This is a genomic window from Nocardioides sp. LML1-1-1.1, assembly GCF_040676175.1.
GTDB lineage: Bacteria > Actinomycetota > Actinomycetes > Propionibacteriales > Nocardioidaceae > Nocardioides.
In genome coordinates, this window is the sequence record NZ_JBEGHK010000003.1 from 182,485 (window position 1) to 201,278 (window position 18,794).

Sequence of the window (18,794 nt, forward strand, 5' to 3'; positions counted from 1 at the left end):
GCAGCCCGCCCGGGCCGCCCGGACAAGGAGGGACAGCCATGTCGATGTTCAAGTGGGAGGTCGTGAATCCGGCCCCCGGTGAGGCGGTCGGACCGCACCAGCGGCTCCCGTGGGGCCGCACCGTCGGGCTCGGTGCCCAGCACGTGGTCGCGATGTTCGGCGCCACGTTCGTGTTCCCGCTCGTCATGGGCCTGGACGCCAACCTCGCCATCATGCTCTCGGGTGTCTGCACGATCGGCTTCCTGCTGATCTGCAACAACAAGATCCCCAGCTACCTCGGCACCAGCGCGTCCTTCGTGGCCGCTGTCGCCGCGATCCGCACGCAGGGCGGCGACTCCGCCGACGTCACCGGCGCGATCCTGGTCGCGGGCCTGGTGCTCGCCGCCATCGGCGTCGTGGTGCACTTCGCCGGCGCCCGGTTGATCCACGCCATCCTGCCGCCCGCCGTCACCGGCGCGGTCGTCATGCTGATCGGCTTCAACCTCGCGCCCGTCGTGGCCGGTGTGTACTGGCCCCAGGACCAGTGGATCGCGCTGCTGACCGCCGCCTTCATGGTCGCCGCCGCCGTGCTGCTGCCCGGGTTCTGGTCGCGGATCGCGGTCTTCCTCGCCCTCGTCTTCGGCTACCTGGCCTCGGTCTTCGCCGACAAGGTCTTCGGCAGCATCAACTCGATCACCGGCAGCAGCAACGGTGAGCTCGTCGAGCACGACCGCGTGTCGTGGGCCGGCGTGAAGGCCGCCGACTGGGTCGGCTTCCCGAGCGGCAAGCTCGCCGACGGCGTCTCGGTCATCCACGGCCCGAGCTTCTCGGTCACCTTCATCCTGCTCGTCCTGCCCGGTGTCATCGCCCTCATCGCCGAGAACACCGGCCACGTCAAGGCGGTCGCCGAGATGACCGGCGAGAACCTCGACCCCTACATGGGTCGCGCGATCGGGGCCGACGGCCTCGCCACCGCCTTCGCCAGCGCGTTCGGCGGCTCGCCCACCACGACGTACGCCGAGAACATCGGCGTCATGGGTGCCACCAAGGTCTACTCGACGGCGGCCTACTACGTCGCGGGCATCGTCGCGATCCTGCTCGGCCTGTGCCCGAAGTTCGGTGCGATCGTCAACGCGACCCCGGGTGGGGTCCTGGGCGGCATCACCGTCGTCCTGTACGGGATGATCGGCCTGGTGGGCGCGAAGATCTGGGTGGAGAACCGGGTCGACTTCGGCAACCCCGTCAACATGGTGGGTCTCGCCGCCGGTCTCATCGCCGGCATCGGTGGGGTCTCCCTGAAGTTCAGCGACGACTTCGAGCTGAGCGGCATCGCCCTCGGCACGATCCTGGTCATCGTGTTCTTCCACATGGTCAAGGGCCGCACGGCCGACGCGACATCGGGAGAGGTGACGAAGAGGCTGTGAAGCCCGCACCGTTCGACTACGTCCGGCCGGGGACCCTGGAGGAAGCCCTCCAGGCCCTGGCCGGGCACCCGGAGGCCAAGGTGCTCGCCGGTGGGCAGAGCCTGGTGCCGCTGCTGTCGATGCGGCTGGCGGCCCCGGCCGTGCTCGTCGACATCAACGCGCTGCCGGACCTCGACCACGTCACCGTGGACGCCACCGGCGTGCGCGTCGGCGCACTGGCCCGGCACGCCCACGTGCTGGCGGACGCCGACGTCGAGCGCGTCCAGCCGCTGGTGCCCCTGGCGCTGGCGAACGTCGCGCACGCGACGATCCGCAACCGCGGCACCACGGTGGGCTCGCTGGTGCACGCCGACGCCGCGGCCGAGATGCCGATGGTGCTGCGCCTGCTCGGAGGCTCGGTGGACGTCGTCGGGCCCGAGGGACGGCGCACCATCGCCGCCGAGGACCTGTACGTCGGACCGCTCGAGTCGAGCCTGCACCACGACGAGATCGCGGTGGAGGCGTTCTTCCCGGCGCTCGCCGGCGGCAGCGGCGTGGCCTTCGAGGAGATCGCCCGGCGCCACGGCGACTACGCCATGTGCGGCGTCGCCGCGGTGGTCGCGGTCGAGGGTCACCGGGTGACCGGCCTCCGGGTCGGCTACCTCTCGGTCTCCGACGTCCCCGCCGTGGTGGACCTGACCGACGCCCTCGGCGGCGAGGTCACCGCGGCGTCCCTGGACCGTGCGGCGGACGCGGCGCTCGCCGTGCTGGAGCCGGAGACCGACATCCACGCCACGGCCGACTACCGCGCGCACCTCGCGAGGGTGCTGACCGCGCGGGTCGTGACCGCGGCCCACGAGAACGCGAAGGAGCGCCAGGCGTGAGCACCGAACAGGTCCACGAGATCCAGCTGACCGTCAACGGGGTGCGCCACGACGTGGCCGTCCCGGCCCGCCGGCTGCTGTCCGACGCGCTGCGCCACGACCTCGGGCTCACCGGCACCCACGTCGGCTGCGAGCACGGCGTCTGCGGCGCGTGCACGATCCTCGTCGACGGCGCCCCGACCCGGGCCTGCCTGATGTTCGCGGTCTCCGCGCAGGGGCACGAGATCACCACCGTGGAGGGCCTGGCCCGTCCCGACGGCACGCTCGGCCCGGTCCAGCAGGCCTTCCGCGAGTGCCACGGCCTGCAGTGCGGCTTCTGCACACCGGGCTTCCTCACCACGATCACCGCCGGCATCGCCGCGAATCCCGACCCCACCGAGGACGAGGCGCGCGACATGGTCGCCGGCAACCTCTGCCGGTGCACCGGCTACCAGAACATCGTCAAGGCCGTCGGCCGCGCCGCCGAGCTGGCCCGCGACGAGGAGTCCGCATGACCACCAAGATGTTCGGCGCGAAGGTCCAGCGGGTCGAGGACGACCGGCTGGTGCGCGGCACCGGCCGCTACGTCGACGACGTCGCCCTCGACGCCCTTCACGTCGCCGTCCTGCGCAGCCCGCACGCGCACGCCCGCATCCTGTCCATCGACGTCGACGCCGTGCTCGACGTCGAGGGCGTGCACCTGGTCTGGACCCACGAGGACCTCACCGGCGCGATGGCAGAGCCGCTGCCGCTGCTCATCCCGCACCCGACGCTGACCGAGGGCCGCACGCAGTACGCGCTGGCCAAGGACGAGGTCAACTACGTCGGCGAGGCGGTCGCCGTGGTCGTCGCCGAGGACCGGTACGTCGCGGAGGACGCCCTCGCGCGGATCGTCGTCGACTACGAGCTGCTGCCCGCCGTCGTCGGCATCGAGGCCGCTCGCACCGCCGAGCACCTGGTCCACGACGACGTGCCGGGCAACGTGGCGGCGACCACCGAGCAGTCCAACGGCGACGCGCCCGCGGCCATCGCCGCGGCCCCGCACACGCTGAGACTGGACCTCGACATCGAGCGCAGCGCCTGCATGCCGATGGAGGGCCGCGGCACCGCCGCGCGGTGGGACCCCGACCAGAACCGCCTGCAGGTGTGGACCTCCACGCAGACCTCGACCGGCGTGCGCGCGGCGATCGCCGCGAAGCTCGGTCTGGACCTGGGCCAGGTCGACGTGATCACGCCGGACGTGGGCGGCGGCTTCGGTGTCAAGATCGTGCACCCGTGGCCCGAGGAGCTGTTGGTGCCGCTGGCCGCCAAGACCCTGGGTCGGCCGGTGAAGTTCACCGAGGACCGCCGTGAGCACTTCATCTCCTCCGCGCACGAGCGCGCGCAGGTGCACCACGTCGACGTCGGCTACGACGACGAGGGCCGGATCCTCGGCCTGGACGTGCGCTTCTGGCACGACCACGGTGCGTACACCCCGTACGGCCTGATCGTCCCGATCATCACCTCCACCCAGCTGCTCGGCCCCTACAAGCCGGGTGCCTACCGGGTGCGGTTCGACTCGCTCTACACCAACACCGTCATCGTCACGCCCTACCGCGGCGCGGGCCGTCCGCAGGGCTGTTTCGTCATGGAGCGGACGATGGACGCGATCGCGGCGGCGCTCGGCAAGGACCGCGCGGAGGTGCGGGCGGCGAACTTCATCCAGCCCGACGAGTTCCCCTACGACCACGGCCTGATCTTCCAGGACGGGCGCGCGCTGGAGTACGACTCCGGCGACTACCCGCAGATGCTGGAGAAGGTGAAGGCGCTGGTCGGCTGGGACGAGTTCCCCGCGCTGCGTGAGGAGGCCGCCGCTGCCGGCCGCACGCTGGGCATCGGCCTGGCGTGCTACGTCGAGGGCACGGGCGTGGGCCCCTACGAGGGTGCGCACGTGCACATCGAGACGTCCGGCAAGGTGAAGGTCGCGACCGGCCTGACCTCGCAGGGCCAGGGTCACCAGACGGCCTTCGCGCAGATCGTGGCCGACGCGCTCGGCGTACCTTTCGAGGACGTGGAGATCACCACCGGCGACACCCGCCGGATGGGCTACGGCGTGGGCACCTTCGCCTCGCGCGCGGCCGTGATGAGCGGCTCCGCGATCCACCTCGCCGCGCTGCGTGCGCGGGAGAAGGCGCTGCGGATCGCCGCGGACGCGCTGGAGGCCGCGGTCGAGGACCTGGAGATCGTCGACGGCGTCGTCAGCGTCAAGGGCGCCCCGGAGTCGAGCATCGCGCTCGGCACGGTCGCGGTGCTCTCCAACCCGCTGCGCTACGCCTTCGACGAGGCGTCCAAGGCCGCCACCCAGTTCAGCGTCGGCGACCCCGGCAAGCCGCCGGTCGCCGAGGGCGACGAGCCGGGCCTGGAGGGCAAGGACTTCTACTCCCCGCCGCGGGCGACCTTCGCCTCCGGCATGCACGCCGTCATCGTGGAGACCGACCCGGACACCGCGGAGATCCGGATCGTGAAGTACGCCGTCGTCCACGACTGCGGCAACGTGGTGAACCCGATGATCGTCGAGGGCCAGATCCACGGCGGCGTCGCGCAGGGCGTCGGGGGAGCGCTCTACGAGCGGATGGCCTACGACGAGTCCGGCCAGCTGCTCAACGCCTCGTTCATGGACTTCCTGATGCCCTATGTCACCGAGGTCCCCGAGCACATCGACATCGACCACCTGGAGACCCCGTCCCCGCTCAACCCGCTCGGCATCAAGGGTGCCGGCGAGGCGGGGGTCATCCCCGGATCGGCCGCGCTCGCCGCGGCGATCGAGGACGCCGAGGGGATCACCATCACCGCCATGCCCATCTCGCCGTCGGAGCTCTTCGCGCTCCGGGCGGCCGCCAGGTCCGAGGAGACCCGATGAAGATCACCGGTCAGAACACGCTCGCCGCCCCCGTCGACAAGGTCTGGGAGGCGATCCTCGACCCGCGCGTGCTGGTGGCGACGATCCCGGGCTGCGAGCAGCTGGAGGCGACCGGCGAGAACGCCTACGCGATGACCGTCAGCGCCGGGGTCGCCGCGATCCGTGGCACCTACTCCGGCTCCTGCACGCTGCAGGACCTGCGCCCGGGCGAGGGCCTGACGATGAAGCTGAAGGGCGCCGGTGCGCCCGGCACCATCGACGCCACCGTGCTCGTCGGCTTCTCCGGCACCGGTGACCAGACCGAGCTGACGTACGACGCCGACGCGGTCGTCGGCGGCATGATCGGCGGCGTCGGCCAGCGGATGCTCACCAGCGTCTCGCGCCGGATGGCGGCGGAGTTCTTCGGCAACGTGGAGAAGGTCATCGCCAACGGCCTGCCCGCCGCGGTCACCGCCGTCGAGCCGAGCGCCCCGGGCGAGGCGCCGGTCTTCACCGCCGCCGCACCCAAGGCCGTCGCCGCCGGCGGCGTCGGTGGCGACAGCCAGTCCTTCCTCACCGGCGTCGCCGTCGGTGGTGCGCTGGCCCTGGCCGGCGTCATCGTGGGCGGGCTGCTGGGCCGTCGCCGATGAGCGGCCTCACCGTCGAGGCGACCGCCCGGGAGCAGGCCCGCGCGATCCGGGAGCGGGAGATCTCCGCCCGCGAGCTGCTGGAGCTGCACCTGGACCGGATCGCCGAGCGCAACCCCGAGCTCAACGCGATCGTCTCCCTCGACGAGGAGCGCGCCCGGGCCGGCGCCCTGGCCGCCGACGAGGCGCTCGCGTCGGGCCGCCCGGTGGGTCCGCTGCACGGGCTGCCGTTCGCGTTCAAGGACACCCACACCGTGGGCGGCTGGCGGACCACCTTCGGCTCGACGTTGTTCGCCGACCACGTGCCCGAGCGCGACGAGCTGCTCGTCGAGCGGGTCCGCGCCGCCGGTGCGGTGACCATCGGCAAGACCAACGTGCCGGAGTTCGCGGCCGGCTCGCACACCTTCAACAAGGTCTTCGGCACCACCCGCAACCCGGTCGACCCGTCCCGTTCCGCGGGCGGGTCCAGCGGGGGAGCGGCCTGCGCCCTCGCCTCGGGCATGGTGCCGCTGGCCGACGGCTCCGACATGGGCGGCTCGCTGCGCAACCCCGCGTCCTTCTGCGGCGTCGTCGGGATGCGGCCCAGCCTGGGCCGGGTCCCCGAGTGGCCGCTCTACAACCAGTGGGAGACCACGTCGGTCGGCGGCCCGATGGCACGCAACGTCGGCGACCTGGCGCTGCTGCTCTCCGTGCTCGCCGGCCCCGACCCCCGGGTGCCGCTTGCCCTCGGGGACCCGGGCGCGACCTTCGCGGGCCCGGCACCCGCCGACCTGCGCGCGCTGCGGGTCGCGGTCAGCACCGACCTCGGTGGCGCCTTCGCGGTCGACCACGACGTGGCCGCGGTGGTGTCCGAGGCGGGACGCACCTTCGCCGCAGCGGGTGCGCGGGTCGCGTCGTCGCACCCGGACCTGGGGTTGGCGGACGACACCTTCCGCACCCTGCGCGCTTGGCACCTGCACGCCAAGCTCGGCGGCCTCTTCGATCAGCACCCGGACGCGTTCAAGGCCTCGCTCGCGGACAACATCCGGGCCGGTGCACCGCTCACCGGTGCCGACGTCGCCCGCGCCTACACCCAGCGCACCGCGCTCGCCGAGACGATGCGGCAGTTCTTCACCGAGCACGACGTGCTCGTGCTGCCGGTCTCCCAGGTGCCGCCGTTCCCGGTGGAGCAGGAGTTCCCGACCGAGATCAACGGCGAGCCGATGGCGTCGTACCTGGACTGGATGCGCTCGGCGTACTTCATCACCGTCACCGGCTGCCCGGCCATCTCCGTCCCCGCCGGTACGACGCCCGACGGGCTCCCCGTCGGCGTCCAGATCGTCGCCCCCCACGGCGCCGACCTCCGCCTCCTGCAGGTCGCCCGCGCCTTCGAGTGGCTGCGCAGCTCCTGATCGACTCGGCCCGTCCGTGGGTTTCACCACCTAGGTGGTGAAACTCGAGCGGACCACAGCGGGCAAGATCTGCCCGCGATCGGCCGATCAGTCGGCAGAAGATGCCGTCGTCCCGCGCGACGCAGGTCACTTGAATAAGGGCCATGACAGCGAGGCGGATCAGGATCGGCATCGACACCGGCGGCACGTTCACCGACGTCGTGGCCTTCGACGAGGACAGCGGCACCGTGGTCACCACGAAGACCCCGAGCACGCCGGCGAACCCGGCCGACGGGTTCCTCGCGGGCATCGACAAGGTGCTCGGGATCGCGGGGGCGGAGTTCGGCGACGTGGTGGCGGTCAGCCACGGCACCACGGTCGCGACCAACCAGCTCCTCGAGGGCAAGGTGGACGCGCTGGGGTTCGTCACCACCGCGGGCTACGAGGCGATGCTGGAGATCGCCCGCCAGTCGGTGCCCGACGGCTACGGCAACTCCTACTTCTGGGTGAAGCCGGACCGGATCGTCCCGCGCGACCTCGTCAAGGGTGTCGGCGGCCGGCTCGACTTCACCGGCGCGGAGATCCGCCCCTTCGACGAGGAGCAGGCCCGCGAGACCGCCCGCTGGTTCAAGGCCAAGGGCATCGACACCCTCGGCGTGTGCTTCCTGCACGCCTACGCCAACCCGGCTCACGAGGAGCGGATGCGGGAGATCATCGCCGAGGAGCACCCCGACGCGGTCGTCTCCATCTCCAGCGAGGTGCTGCGCGAGTACCGCGAGTACGAGCGCTCGATGACCACCCTCGTCGACGCCGCGGTGAAGCCCAAGCTCAGCCGCTACGTCAACAACATCAAGGACCGGCTCGCCGCGCAGGGCGGTCGCGCCGTCCCGTTCTACGTCATGAAGTCCAACGGCGGCGTGCTGTCGGCCGACGAGGTCGTCCACCAGCCGATCACCACCGTGCTGTCCGGCCCGGCCGCGGGCGCCCTCGGTGCCGCGCTGATCGCCAAGGTCGCCGGCTTCGACAAGGTGCTCACCTCCGACGGCGGCGGTACGTCGACCGACGTCTCGGTCGTCATCGACGGCGAGCCCACGCTGACCACCGAGGGCAGCGTCGGGGTGTATCCCTCGAAGATCCCGATGATCGACGTCGTCACGGTCGGCGCGGGCGGCGGCTCGATCGCCTGGCTCTCGCCCGAGGGCACGCTCAAGGTCGGCCCGCACTCGGCAGGCGCGGACCCGGGCCCGATCTGCTACCGCAAGGGTGGCGTGGACGTCACCATCACCGACGCCCACGTCTTCCTGGGGCGGATCCCCCCGCACCTGCTCGGTGGTGAGATCCCGCTCGACGTGGACGCCGCGACCGCCGCGATCCAGCAGCTCGCCGGCAAGCTCGGCATCTCCCCGGAGGCGTGCGCCAACGGCATCCTGGAGATCTCGGCGTGGAACCAGGCGAACGCGCTGCGACAGGTCACCGTCAAGCGGGGCCTCGACGTCCGCGACTTCACGCTGACCACCTTCGGCGGCTCCGGCTCGCTGCTGCTGTGCCGGCTGATGGACATCCTCGGGATCCCGACCGTGCTGGTCCCGCCGAACCCGGGCAACGTCTCGGCCTTCGGCCTGCTCACCGTGGACGTGAAGAACGACTACGTGCAGACCCACGTCGCCCTGCAGGAGAACCTCGACCCCGCCGTCCTCCAGCACGAGTACGACGTGCTGAGCGAGCGCGCCGCCGCGGCCCTGGCCAAGGAGGGCTTCGCCGAGGCCGACCACGTCTTCGTCCGGACCGCCGACGTGCGCTACTTCGGGCAGGCGTTCGAGGTGCGCGTCGGCGTCCCCGACGGGCCGGTCACGGCCGAGACGATGAACGCGGTCGCCGACCGGTTCCACGCCGAGCACCGGGTGCTCTACGGCTACGACTTCTCCGGCGACCCCTCGCAGCAGGTCGAGCTGGTCAACCTCCGGGTCTCCGGGGTCGGCCCGATCAAGCGTCCCGAGATCCTGCGCGCCGACGCCGCCAAGCCCGAGCCGCAGCAGACGGGCTCGCGCTCGATCTGCTTCGACGCCGAGGACGGGTACGTCGAGACGCCGGTCTTCTGGCGCACCGACCTGCCCGCCGGGCAGGTGCTCACCGGTCCGGTGATCATCGAGGAGTTCGGCTCCACCGTGCCCATCCACCCCGGCTTCACCGCCCGGGTCGACGACTTCGCCAACATCATCGTGACGCGCTCGGAGGAGAGCTGACATGTGCCTGAGCTGCCAGACCGCCGCCGTCCAGGGTGCCCCCGCACTGCACCACCACGAGGGTGACACCACCTCGCGCCGTGCCCCCACCCAGTTCCCGTTCGGGACGCTGACCGCCGACGCCGGCAAGAGCGCCGACCCGGTGCTCGTCGAGATCGTCCAGGGCTCGCTCGCCGCCGTCGAGCACGAGGTGGAGACCGCGATCGCGCGCACCTCGCGCAGCCCGATGATCCGCGACGCGCACGACTTCCGCGCCGGCATCCACGACCGCCTGCTGCGCAAGCTGACCGGTCGCTCGTACTCCGCGCTCGTGCACCCGGTCGCCCGGGACTTCCCGATCGAGGAGATGCAGGAGGGCGACGTCTTCTTCCACAACGACGTCTACCTCTCCGAGGGCGGCATCGGCCACCTGCCCGACCTGTGCGTCACCGTCCCGGTGTTCGCGGGGCCGGAGGGGGAGCGACGCGTGGTCGCCTTCATCCAGGCCTTCGGCCACCACGACGACATCGGCGGCGCGGTGCCGGGCTCGATGCCCTCGCACGCCACCTCGGTGTTCGAGGAGGGCCTCGCCGTACCGCCCATCAAGCTGTGGGACGCCGGCACGCCCAACCGCGCGGCGCTGACGATCATGACCCGCAACTCGCGGATGCCCGAGTCGCTGGCCGCCGACCTCGACGCCGAGTGCTCGGCCTGCCTGATGGGCGCGCGGCGCCTGGGCGAGCTGTTCGACCGCTACGGCATCGAGACCGTGGAGGCCTGCTTCGACGCCATCATCGACCGGTCCACGGAGACCTACCGGCGCGAGATCCTCGCCAAGATCCCGGTCGGCACCTGGACCTGGGAGGACTACGCCGAGCACGACGGCGTCGACGAGCCGCAGCTGCACACCCAGCGGATCACCCTGACCCGTACGCCGGCCGACGACCCCGAGGGCGAGCGCCTGGTGCTCGACTTCGGCGGCACCAGCCCGCAGGCCAAGGGGCCGATCAACCACTGCGGTGACTACTCCGACGGGGTCTTCCTCAAGAAGTGGCTCGCGCCGATCCTGCGCAACCTCGCCGACACCCCCGAGCGGATGGCCGAGCTCGACGTCAACGAGGGCGTCGTCCCGCTCATCGACATGCGGTTCCCGCCGCCGGGCACGCTGCTCACGCCGGTCTTCCCGGCGCCGACCAACGCCCGCACCTTCGTGATCCTGCGGCTGCTCGGCGTGCTGGCGGGCGTGCTCGCCAAGGCGGTCGAGGGCCGGATGCCCGCGGACCAGGAGACGATCCGCTACACCGGCGTCTACGGCGAGGACCTCGACGGCCGCTCGTACCTCATGCGCGAGGTGCTCGGCGGTGGCTCCGGCGGTCGCTACTACGCCGACGGCGAGGACACCATCCACGTCGTCCCGGACTCGCGGAACCTGCCGACCGAGTTCACCGAGTCGCGCTTCCCGTTCGTCGTGGAGTCGCTGGCGCTGGCCAAGGACTCCGGCGGTGCCGGGCAGTACCGCGGCGGGCTGGGCTACGAGAAGCACATCCGGATGCTCAAGGACGCGCACTTCATGTCCATCGCGGACCGCTCGATCCTCGCCTGCTGGGGCGTGAAGGGCGGCAAGGCGGGCAAGCCGTTCGAGGTCGTCATCGACCCGGGCGGCCCGAACGAGCGCGAGGTCGACGCCCTCGCCGACGCCGAGCCCGTCAAGGCCGGGGAGACCATCCGGATCCGCACCACCGGTGGCGGCGGCTGGGGCAACCCGCTCGAGCGCGACCCGGCGACGGTCGTGCGCGACGTGGTGTGGCAGAAGGTGTCCGAGGAGGCCGCGCTCGCCGACTACGGCGTGGTGCTGACCGGCTCGCTCGACGACGACACCCTCGGCTACGACGCGGAGGCGACCGCCGCCGAGCGCGCCTCCCGTCCGGTGCCGGCCGAGGACGACGCGTTCTTCGACCGGGGTCCGGGCTACGGGCGGCTCGCCGACGGCGCCGCGTACGCCGCCGTGGACACCCTCTGAGGAGGCCGGTGATGGAGGTCGCGCTCGTCGGTGGAACCGGCAAGACCGGCCGTGCCGTGGAGGCCGCCCTGACCGCGGCGGGCGTGGAGACACGCTCGCTCGGCAGGGCGGCCTTCGCCGCTCTGGCCGACGCCCTGGAGGGCTCGGACGCGGTGCACCTGGTGGCACCGAACCTGCACCCCGACGAGCCGTCGTACGTGCGCACGGTGCTGGACGCCGCGGGAGCAGCGGGGATCGGGCGGGTGGTCTACCACTCGGTCGCCTCGCCGTACGTGCCGTCGATGCCGCACCACCTGGGCAAGGCGGTCTCGGAGGACCTGGTCCGCCGTTCCGGCCTGGACTGGACGATCCTCCAGCCCTGCGCCTACGTGCAGAACCTGCTGCCCGCACTGCGCTCCGGCGAGCTGGCGGTGCCCTACGCGATCGACAAGCCGTTCGGCCTGGTCGACCTCGACGACGTCGGCGAGGCGACCGCCGTGGTGCTGACGACGCCGGGGCACGTCGGCGCGACGTACGAGCTCGGGGGACCGGCGCTCGTCACCACGGCCGACGTGGCGAGGGCCGCGGGCGTGCCCGCGCGCCGGGTCGATGCCGAGCCGGACACGCACCCGTGGCTGCGGGCGATGTTCGACTACTACGACGACCACGGGCTGCCCACCGGGCCGCTCCCGCTGGCCGCTCTGCTCGGCCGGACGCCCACCGACGTGGCCGAGGTGCTGGGGCGTGAGCTCGGCTGGCAGGAGTTGCCAGCGTTGAGGCCCGGCATTGGCTGATCCTCACGATGAACGCGGGTGACCCGGCTCACTACGTTCGCTGCATGAGGATCCTTCTGGCCCTGGGTGGCAACGCGATGACGTCACCCGACGGCAAGGCGCGTCCCGAGGACCAGATCGCCGCCGCCACGGCCGCCATGGAGGCGGTCGCGGACCTGGTGGCCGAAGGCGTCGACGTCGTCATCACCCACGGCAACGGCCCCCAGGTCGGCAACCTGCTCGTCAAGAACGAGATCGCCGCCGCGGTCGTCCCGCCCGTCCCGCTCGACTGGTGCGGTGCCCAGACCCAGGGCACGCTCGGCGACATCTTGATGAACGCCCTCGACGGCGCGCTCGCCGCCCGCGGTCTCAGCCGGCCCACCGCGGCGCTGGTCACCCGGACCCGCGTGGACGCGGCCGACCCGGCGTTCGCCAAGCCCAGCAAGCCGGTCGGGCGCTATCTCTCCGCCGACGAGGCCGCCACCATGATCGACCACGGCGAGACGTGGGAGGACCGCGGCGAGCGGGGCTGGCGGCGGGTCGTCGCCTCGCCCGAGCCGCTCGAGGTGCTCGACGCCCCCGCGGTCGTCGCCCTCGTCGAGGCCGGCTTCGTGGTCATCGCCAACGGCGGTGGCGGCATCCCGACCGTCCGTCGTGCCGACGCCACGCTCGCGGGCGTCGAGGCGGTCATCGACAAGGACCTCGGCGCGGCCCTCCTGGCCCGCAGCATCGAGGTGGACCAGCTCGTCATCGCCACCGACGTGACGCACGCCGTGCTCGGCTTCGGTACGCCGGAGGCCCGCGACATCGGCGAGGTGAGCCTCGCCGAGATGCACGGGTACGCCGAGGAGGGCCACTTCGCCGGCGGCTCGATGGGCCCCAAGGTGGACGCCATCTGCCGCTTCGTCGAGCAGTCCGGCCGGACCGGCGTGATCACCGACCTCAGCAGCATCGTCGCGGCCGTCTCCGGACGAGCCGGAACGATCGTCCACCCCAACTGACAGCCCAACCGAAAGGAAGCCTGACATGCCCGCAGCCATCGAGGTCCGCAAGGTGCCGATCCACTCCGTGGCCGACGCATCCGAGCTGGCCAAGCTCATCGACGAGGGCGTCTTCGCCGCCGACCGCGTGATCGCGATCATCGGCAAGACCGAGGGCAACGGCGGGGTGAACGACTACACGCGGATCATCGCCGACCGTGCCTTCCGCGAGGTGCTGGTCGCCAAGGGCGCCCCCGAGGACCAGGTCAAGCAGGTCCCGATCGTGTGGTCCGGCGGCACCGACGGCGTGATCAGCCCCCACGCCACGATCTTCGCCACGGTCGACGTACCAGAGGACGACCCGAGCCGCGAGGAGCAGCGGCTCACCGTCGGCTTCGCGATGAGCGAGCCGATCCTGCCCGAGGAGATCGGCTACACCGCGATGATCGAGAAGGTCGCCGCGGGCGTGAAGGTCGCCATGGAGCGCGCCGGCATCACCGACGTCGCAGACGTGCACTACGTGCAGACCAAGACCCCCCTGCTCACCATCCACACCATCCGCGACGCGCACAGCCGCGGCAAGGAGGTCTGGACCGAGCACACCCACGAGTCGATGGACCTCTCCAACGGCGTCACCGGGCTCGGCATCGCCGTGGCCCTCGGTGAGATCGAGATGCCCACCGACGCGGACGTGATGAACAACCGCGACCTCTACTCCTCGGTGGCCTCCTGCTCCTCGGGCGTCGAGCTCGACGTGGCGCAGATCGTCGTGGTCGGCAACGCCAAGGGCGTCGGCGGCCGCTACCGGATCGGCCACTCGGTGATGAAGGACGCGCTCGACCAGGACGGCATCTGGGAGGCCATCGCCTCGGCCGGTCTGGACCTGCCCGAGCGCCCGCGCACCGCCGACCTCGACGGCAAGCTCGTCAACGTCTTCCTCAAGTGCGAGGCCTCGCAGAACGGCGAGGTCCGCGGACGCCGCAACGCGATGCTCGACGACTCCGACGTGCACTGGCACCGCCAGATCAAGTCCTGCGTCGGTGGCGTGACCGCCGCCGTCACCGGTGACCCGGCCGTCTTCGTGTCGGTCTCGGCCGCTCACCAGGGCCCGGAGGGTGGTGGCCCGGTGGCCGCCATCGTCGACCTGGGCTGACCGGTGAGCTGATCGGGGACACGAAGGGCCCGGCCGCGACTGCGGCCGGGCCCTTCGCCGTCCTCAGGGAGCGGCCGGGGAGAAGACGCTGATCTGCTGCCCAGCCGGGTCGCGCAGGTAGGCGAACGCGGGGACGCCCGGGCCCACGTCGAGGTGCTGGCTGACCACCGTCCCGCCGAGCTCCTCCGCCCGGCGGCAGGCGGCCGCGACGTCGGCGACCATCACGCTGAAGACCGCGTGCGACGGGAACCGTCCGCCGGTGCCGAACAGGCCTCCGATCGGGGCGCCTCCTCCGGGGCCGGTCACGAGCCGGTAATCCAGGCCGCCGGCCTGCGAGGCCTCGTCGGTGCTGAACGTCCAGGCGAACAGGCCGCCGTAGAAGTGCTCGGCCGCGGCAGGGTCGTCGGTGGCGACCTCGAACCAGGGGACGGTGCCGGGCGTGGGTGCTGCGGTCTCGCTCATGGGGTGCTCCTTCGTGCGGATCAGTGGGTCGGAGCCCACCGTCGCAGTGGTTGGCGACAGCCTTATGTCGGAGTTCCGGTGACCTTCCCGAACGCGCTCTCCGGGGTGCGCACCTCGTGGCCGACGGCCTCCGGCTCGATCACGCGGTGCGGCCCCCGTGGTACGTCGGCGAGGCGCTCGGCCCGCGAGATCCGGTCCATCCGGAAGATCCGGTCGTCCTCGCGCAGCCGGCACCAGGCGGTCAGGTAGGAGCCGCCGGGCGCGACCACGACGTGCTGCGGCTCGACGTCCCGGTCGCTCTCGACGCCGGCGACGTCGACGTACCCGATCCGCAGCACGTGGCCACCGTGCACGGCCCGCCAGATCGTCTCGGCGACCTCGGCATCGGGGACGGCGCCGGGTCGGACGATGACGCGGACCTTGGCCGCGGCGGCGTACGCCTCGGCGAGGGCGCGTGCCGGCATGGCCGCCGCGATCTTCTGCAGCGCGCTGCGGGCGTCGCGGGCGAAGACGGCGTCGCCGGTCCCGCTGCTCAGTGCGATCGCGACCGCGGTCGCCTCGCGGGGGGTGAAGTTCAGCGGCGGCAGGCTCATCGACGGGTCGAGGCTGTAGCCGCCGGTGCGGCCCTGCTTCGTCGCCAGCGGCACGCCGGCCTGCCCGAGCGCGCTCAGGTCGCGCTCGATCGTGCGCACGCTCACCTCGAAGCGCTGGGCGAGCCGGCTGGCGCTCAACCCGCGCGGACCCGCCGCGCGCAGCTCCTCGACGAGCGCGTAGAGGCGGTCGGTCCGGTTCACTCCCGCAGGCTAAGCCCGCGCGGGGACATCTACCCGGGTGTTGTGGCCTCTACCAGGGTGGTCTACCGCCCTGGTAGAGGCCTGAACACGTAGTTACAAGCGTGCTCAGGCGTCGGAGTCGAGCCACTCCCGGATCGCGGCGTTGTGCTGGCCCAGGGTCGGGGGAGCGACGTGGGTGGCCCGTCCCCCGGCGTAGGCGTTGTCGTCGAAGCGCAGCGCCGGGCCGGGCAGCTGGACGTTGCCGAGGGTGGCGTGGTCGACGTCGATGAGCAGGCCTTGGGAGCGGGTCTGCTCCCAGTCGTAGACCTCGTCGAGGGTGCGCACCTTCCCGGCCGGTACGCCGGCCCGGTCCAGCCGGTCCAGCGCCTCCGCTGCGGGGATGTCGGCGAGCAGGCTCTCGACGAGCTCGATGACGTCGTCGCGGTGCGCGACCCGCTCGGGGTTGGTGGCCATGCCCTCGCGGGCGGGGTCCACCCCGAACTCACGGCAGAAGTCCTGCCACAGCCGCTCGGAGCCACAGGCGATCTGCACGGGGCCGTCGGCCGTGCGGAACATGCCGTACGGCGCGATCGAGGGGTGGTGGCCTCCGGCGAGCCCCGGGACCTCGCCGGCCACCGTCCACTTGGTGCCCTGGAAGGCGTGCACGCCGACCATGCCGGCGAGCAGCGAGGTGTGCACGACCCGGCCCTTGCCGGTGCGCTCGCGCTCGAAGAGGGCGGCCACCACGCCGTACGCGCCGTTCATGCCGGCCAGCAGGTCCGCGATCGGTACGCCGACCTTGGTCGGCTCGCTCAGCCCGGTCAGCGACATCAGCCCGCCCTCGCCCTGCGCGATCTGGTCGAAGCCGGAGCGCTTCGCCTCGGGGCCGTCGTGGCCGAAGCCGGTGATCTGCAGGACGACGAGGCGCGGGTTGAGCTGGTGCAGCCGCTCGACGGGGAAGCCGAGGCGGTCGAGGACGCCGACCCGGAAGTTCTCCATCAGCACGTCGGCCCGCTCGACGAGGCGCGCGAGCACGTCCTGGTCGGCAGGGTCCTTGAGGTCGAGGGTGATCGACTCCTTGTTGCGGTTGGCGGAGAGGAAGTACGTCGACTCCCGCTCACCCTCCTCGGGGTCCACGAACGGCGGTCCCCAGGTGCGGGTGTCGTCGCCGCTCGGGCTCTCGACCTTGATCACCCGGGCGCCGAGGTCGCCGAGCATCATCGCGGCGTGCGGACCGGCGAGCGCGCGGGTCAGGTCGAGGACCAGGACATCGTCGAGCGGGGCAACCATGACCTGGACGCTATTGACGGTCCGGCGCCCGGGCCATGGCAGCAATTGCCAACGCGGGCCGCGCCGGATTGGACCTAGTGTCCGGGCCCATGACCACCTCCCGGCCCTCTGCCCGGCAGCTCATCGAGCGGCTCACCGACCCCGGCTCCTTCGTGTCCTGGGACGCGGTGCCGAAGCACGGTCCGATCGAGGAGCCGTACGCCGCCGAGCTGACCGCCGCCGCCGAGAAGTCCGGTGCCGACGAGGCCGTGCTCACGGGCGAGGCCACCGTCGGTGGGCACCGGGTCGCGCTCGTCGTCTCCGAGTTCGGCTTCCTCGCCGGCTCCATCGGTCGCGCCACCGCGGACCGGATCGTGGCCGCCGTCGAGCGTGCCACCGCCGCTGGCCTGCCGCTGCTGGGCCTGCCCGCCTCGGGCGGCACCCGCATGCAGGAGGGCACGCCCGCCTTCGTCCGGATGGCCGGCATCGCCGCCGCAGCCGCCGCGCACCGGGCGGCCGGCCTGCCCTACCTGGTGTTCCTGCGTCACCCCACCACGGGCGGGGTGATGGCGTCGTGGGCCTCGCTCGGCCACGTCACGATCGCCGAGCCCGGCGCCCTGGTGGGCTTCCTCGGGCCGAAGGTCTACCGGGCGCTGGAGGGGGAGGACTTCCCGGCGGACGTACAGACCTCGGAGAACCTGCACCGGCACGGGATCGTGGACGCGGTCGGGACGGTCGATGACTTCCGCGACGTCGTACGACGGGTGCTGGGGGTGCTGCGCGCCGCGCCCCGGCCCGGGGCCGGTCCCGCCCTGCCGGAGCCGGTCGCGCCGGACGCCTGGGACGCGATCACCCGCACCCGGCAGGCCGGCCGGCCCGGCGTACGCGAGCTCCTGGAGCACGCCGCGAGCGAGGTCGTCGCCCTGCACGGCAGCGGCGTCGGGGAGACCGCGCCCGGCCTGGTGCTCGCCCTGACGGTGCTCGCGGGCGCGCCCTGCGTCGTGGTGGGCCACGACCGGTCGTACGCCGAGGCTTCGGGCCCCGAGGCGCTGCGGGTCGCCGCCCGGGGGATGCGCCTGGCGGCCGAGCTCCGGCTCCCGCTGGTCACCGTGGTCGACACCCGCGGCGCCGCGTTGTCGGTCGAGGCCGAGGAGGGTGCCCTCGCCGGCCACATCGCCCGCTCGATCACCGACCTGGTCACCCTGCCCACGCCCACCCTGTGCCTGCTGCTCGGCGAGGGCACCGGTGGGGGAGCACTGGCCCTTCTGCCCGCCGACCGCGTCCTCGCCACCGAGCACGCCTGGCTCTCCCCGCTGCCGCCCGAGGGCGCCAGCGTGATCCGCCACGGCGACACGTCGTACGCCGCCGCGATGGCCCGCGCCCAGCGGGTGGGCGTCTTCGCGTTGCGCGACGCCGGCATCGTCGACCGGATCGTGCCCGAGGACACCGACCCGGCCACGTTCTGCCGCGCTGTCGGGGCGGTGCTCGCCGAGGAGCTCGCCGCGCTCGGACCCGTGGACCTGGCCGCGCGGGCGCGCCGGTTCCTCGGTGCGCCGGTCGCGCTGACGGCACTCAGCGCCGGCTGAGCACCACGATCGGCAGCGGCCGGGTGGTCCGCTCGCGGTACTTCGCGTAGGTGCCCCGGTTGGCCTTGTTGCACAGCGCGAAGAGCCGCTCGTAGTCCGCGTCGTCGGTCCGTACGACGCGCGCGGTCGCCGGCACCGTGCGCCGCCCGACCTGGTACTCCACGGCCGGGTCGGCCTCGAGGTTGAGGATCCACGCGGGATCACGGCGCGCGCCGCCGTTGGAGCCCACGACGAGGCGGGTGTCGCCGTCGTCGGCGTAGACGAGGGCGGCGGTGCGGGTCTGCCCGGACTTCCGGCCCGTCGTACGAAGCAGCAGGGTGGGCATGCCGAGCAGCAACCGGCGCCCGACGAGCCCGCCCGAGGCCTGGTAGAGGCGCTGGTGGGCGCGGAGCGTGGCGAGGAAGAGGTCGCGCTGGGACGGCAGCTTCATGCGCCGA

The 18,794-nt window shown here is 72.4% G+C and carries 16 protein-coding genes; 12 read left to right on the plus strand and 4 right to left on the minus strand.

Annotated elements, in window-relative coordinates; all coding sequences use genetic code 11:
* Positions 1-38: 38 nt before the first annotated feature.
* The 11 genes from MRBLML1_RS11910 to MRBLML1_RS11960 all read left to right on the plus strand — a co-directional run bounded on the left by MRBLML1_RS11910 (position 39) and on the right by MRBLML1_RS11960 (position 14,267).
* Positions 39-1,403 (plus strand): uracil-xanthine permease family protein, encoded by a 1,365-nt coding sequence (locus MRBLML1_RS11910; RefSeq protein ID WP_364516034.1) that lies wholly within the window; start codon positions 39-41, stop codon positions 1,401-1,403.
* Positions 1,400-2,266, plus strand: coding sequence for an FAD binding domain-containing protein (locus tag MRBLML1_RS11915; protein WP_364516036.1), 867 nt, complete (start codon positions 1,400-1,402; stop codon positions 2,264-2,266). The genes MRBLML1_RS11910 and MRBLML1_RS11915 overlap by 4 nt, the downstream gene beginning before the upstream one ends.
* Entirely contained in the window at positions 2,263-2,760 is a 498-nt protein-coding gene (locus tag MRBLML1_RS11920; RefSeq protein ID WP_364516038.1) for a (2Fe-2S)-binding protein, read from the plus strand. The genes MRBLML1_RS11915 and MRBLML1_RS11920 overlap by 4 nt, the downstream gene beginning before the upstream one ends.
* On the plus strand, positions 2,757-5,144 hold the full coding sequence (gene cutA, locus MRBLML1_RS11925) for an aerobic carbon-monoxide dehydrogenase large subunit (RefSeq protein ID WP_364516040.1): 2,388 nt from the start codon (positions 2,757-2,759) through the stop codon (positions 5,142-5,144). The genes MRBLML1_RS11920 and cutA overlap by 4 nt, the downstream gene beginning before the upstream one ends.
* On the plus strand, positions 5,141-5,773 hold the full coding sequence (locus MRBLML1_RS11930) for an SRPBCC family protein (RefSeq protein WP_364516042.1): 633 nt from the start codon (positions 5,141-5,143) through the stop codon (positions 5,771-5,773). The genes cutA and MRBLML1_RS11930 overlap by 4 nt, the downstream gene beginning before the upstream one ends.
* Positions 5,770-7,161: an amidase gene (locus tag MRBLML1_RS11935; protein WP_364516044.1), complete on the plus strand. Its 1,392-nt coding sequence runs from the start codon at positions 5,770-5,772 to the stop codon at positions 7,159-7,161. The genes MRBLML1_RS11930 and MRBLML1_RS11935 overlap by 4 nt, the downstream gene beginning before the upstream one ends.
* 143 nt (positions 7,162-7,304) lie before the next feature.
* Positions 7,305-9,383, plus strand: a complete 2,079-nt coding sequence (locus MRBLML1_RS11940) for a hydantoinase/oxoprolinase family protein (protein WP_364516046.1) — start codon at positions 7,305-7,307, stop codon at positions 9,381-9,383.
* A 1-nt stretch (position 9,384) separates the two neighbouring features.
* Positions 9,385-11,382, plus strand: coding sequence for a hydantoinase B/oxoprolinase family protein (locus tag MRBLML1_RS11945; protein ID WP_364516048.1), 1,998 nt, complete (start codon positions 9,385-9,387; stop codon positions 11,380-11,382).
* A gap of 11 nt (positions 11,383-11,393) precedes the next feature.
* Complete coding sequence (locus tag MRBLML1_RS11950; RefSeq protein WP_364516050.1) at positions 11,394-12,155, plus strand: SDR family oxidoreductase; 762 nt, start codon at positions 11,394-11,396, stop codon at positions 12,153-12,155.
* A gap of 44 nt (positions 12,156-12,199) precedes the next feature.
* Entirely contained in the window at positions 12,200-13,135 is a 936-nt protein-coding gene (locus MRBLML1_RS11955; protein ID WP_364516053.1) for a carbamate kinase, read from the plus strand.
* 25 nt (positions 13,136-13,160) lie between these two features.
* Positions 13,161-14,267 (plus strand): ring-opening amidohydrolase, encoded by a 1,107-nt coding sequence (locus tag MRBLML1_RS11960; protein WP_364516055.1) that lies wholly within the window; start codon positions 13,161-13,163, stop codon positions 14,265-14,267.
* 63 nt (positions 14,268-14,330) lie between these two features.
* On the opposite strand, the gene MRBLML1_RS11965 is transcribed toward MRBLML1_RS11960, so the two are convergent.
* The 3 genes from MRBLML1_RS11965 to MRBLML1_RS11975 form a co-directional block, all read right to left on the minus strand.
* On the minus strand, positions 14,331-14,729 hold the full coding sequence (locus MRBLML1_RS11965; RefSeq protein WP_364516057.1) for a VOC family protein: 399 nt from the start codon (positions 14,727-14,729) through the stop codon (positions 14,331-14,333).
* 62 nt (positions 14,730-14,791) lie between these two features.
* Positions 14,792-15,523: a helix-turn-helix transcriptional regulator gene (locus tag MRBLML1_RS11970; protein WP_364516059.1), complete on the minus strand. Its 732-nt coding sequence runs from the start codon at positions 15,521-15,523 to the stop codon at positions 14,792-14,794.
* A gap of 105 nt (positions 15,524-15,628) precedes the next feature.
* Complete coding sequence (locus tag MRBLML1_RS11975) at positions 15,629-16,792, minus strand: CaiB/BaiF CoA transferase family protein (RefSeq protein WP_364516061.1); 1,164 nt, start codon at positions 16,790-16,792, stop codon at positions 15,629-15,631.
* A gap of 89 nt (positions 16,793-16,881) precedes the next feature.
* On the opposite strand from MRBLML1_RS11975, the gene MRBLML1_RS11980 reads away from it, so the two are divergent.
* Positions 16,882-18,357 (plus strand): carboxyl transferase domain-containing protein, encoded by a 1,476-nt coding sequence (locus tag MRBLML1_RS11980; RefSeq protein ID WP_364516063.1) that lies wholly within the window; start codon positions 16,882-16,884, stop codon positions 18,355-18,357.
* Here MRBLML1_RS11980 and MRBLML1_RS11985 read toward each other — a convergent pair.
* Entirely contained in the window at positions 18,344-18,787 is a 444-nt protein-coding gene (locus MRBLML1_RS11985; RefSeq protein ID WP_364516065.1) for a nitroreductase/quinone reductase family protein, read from the minus strand. The two genes, MRBLML1_RS11980 and MRBLML1_RS11985, sit on opposite strands and share 14 nt — an antisense overlap.
* Positions 18,788-18,794: the final 7 nt, after the last annotated feature.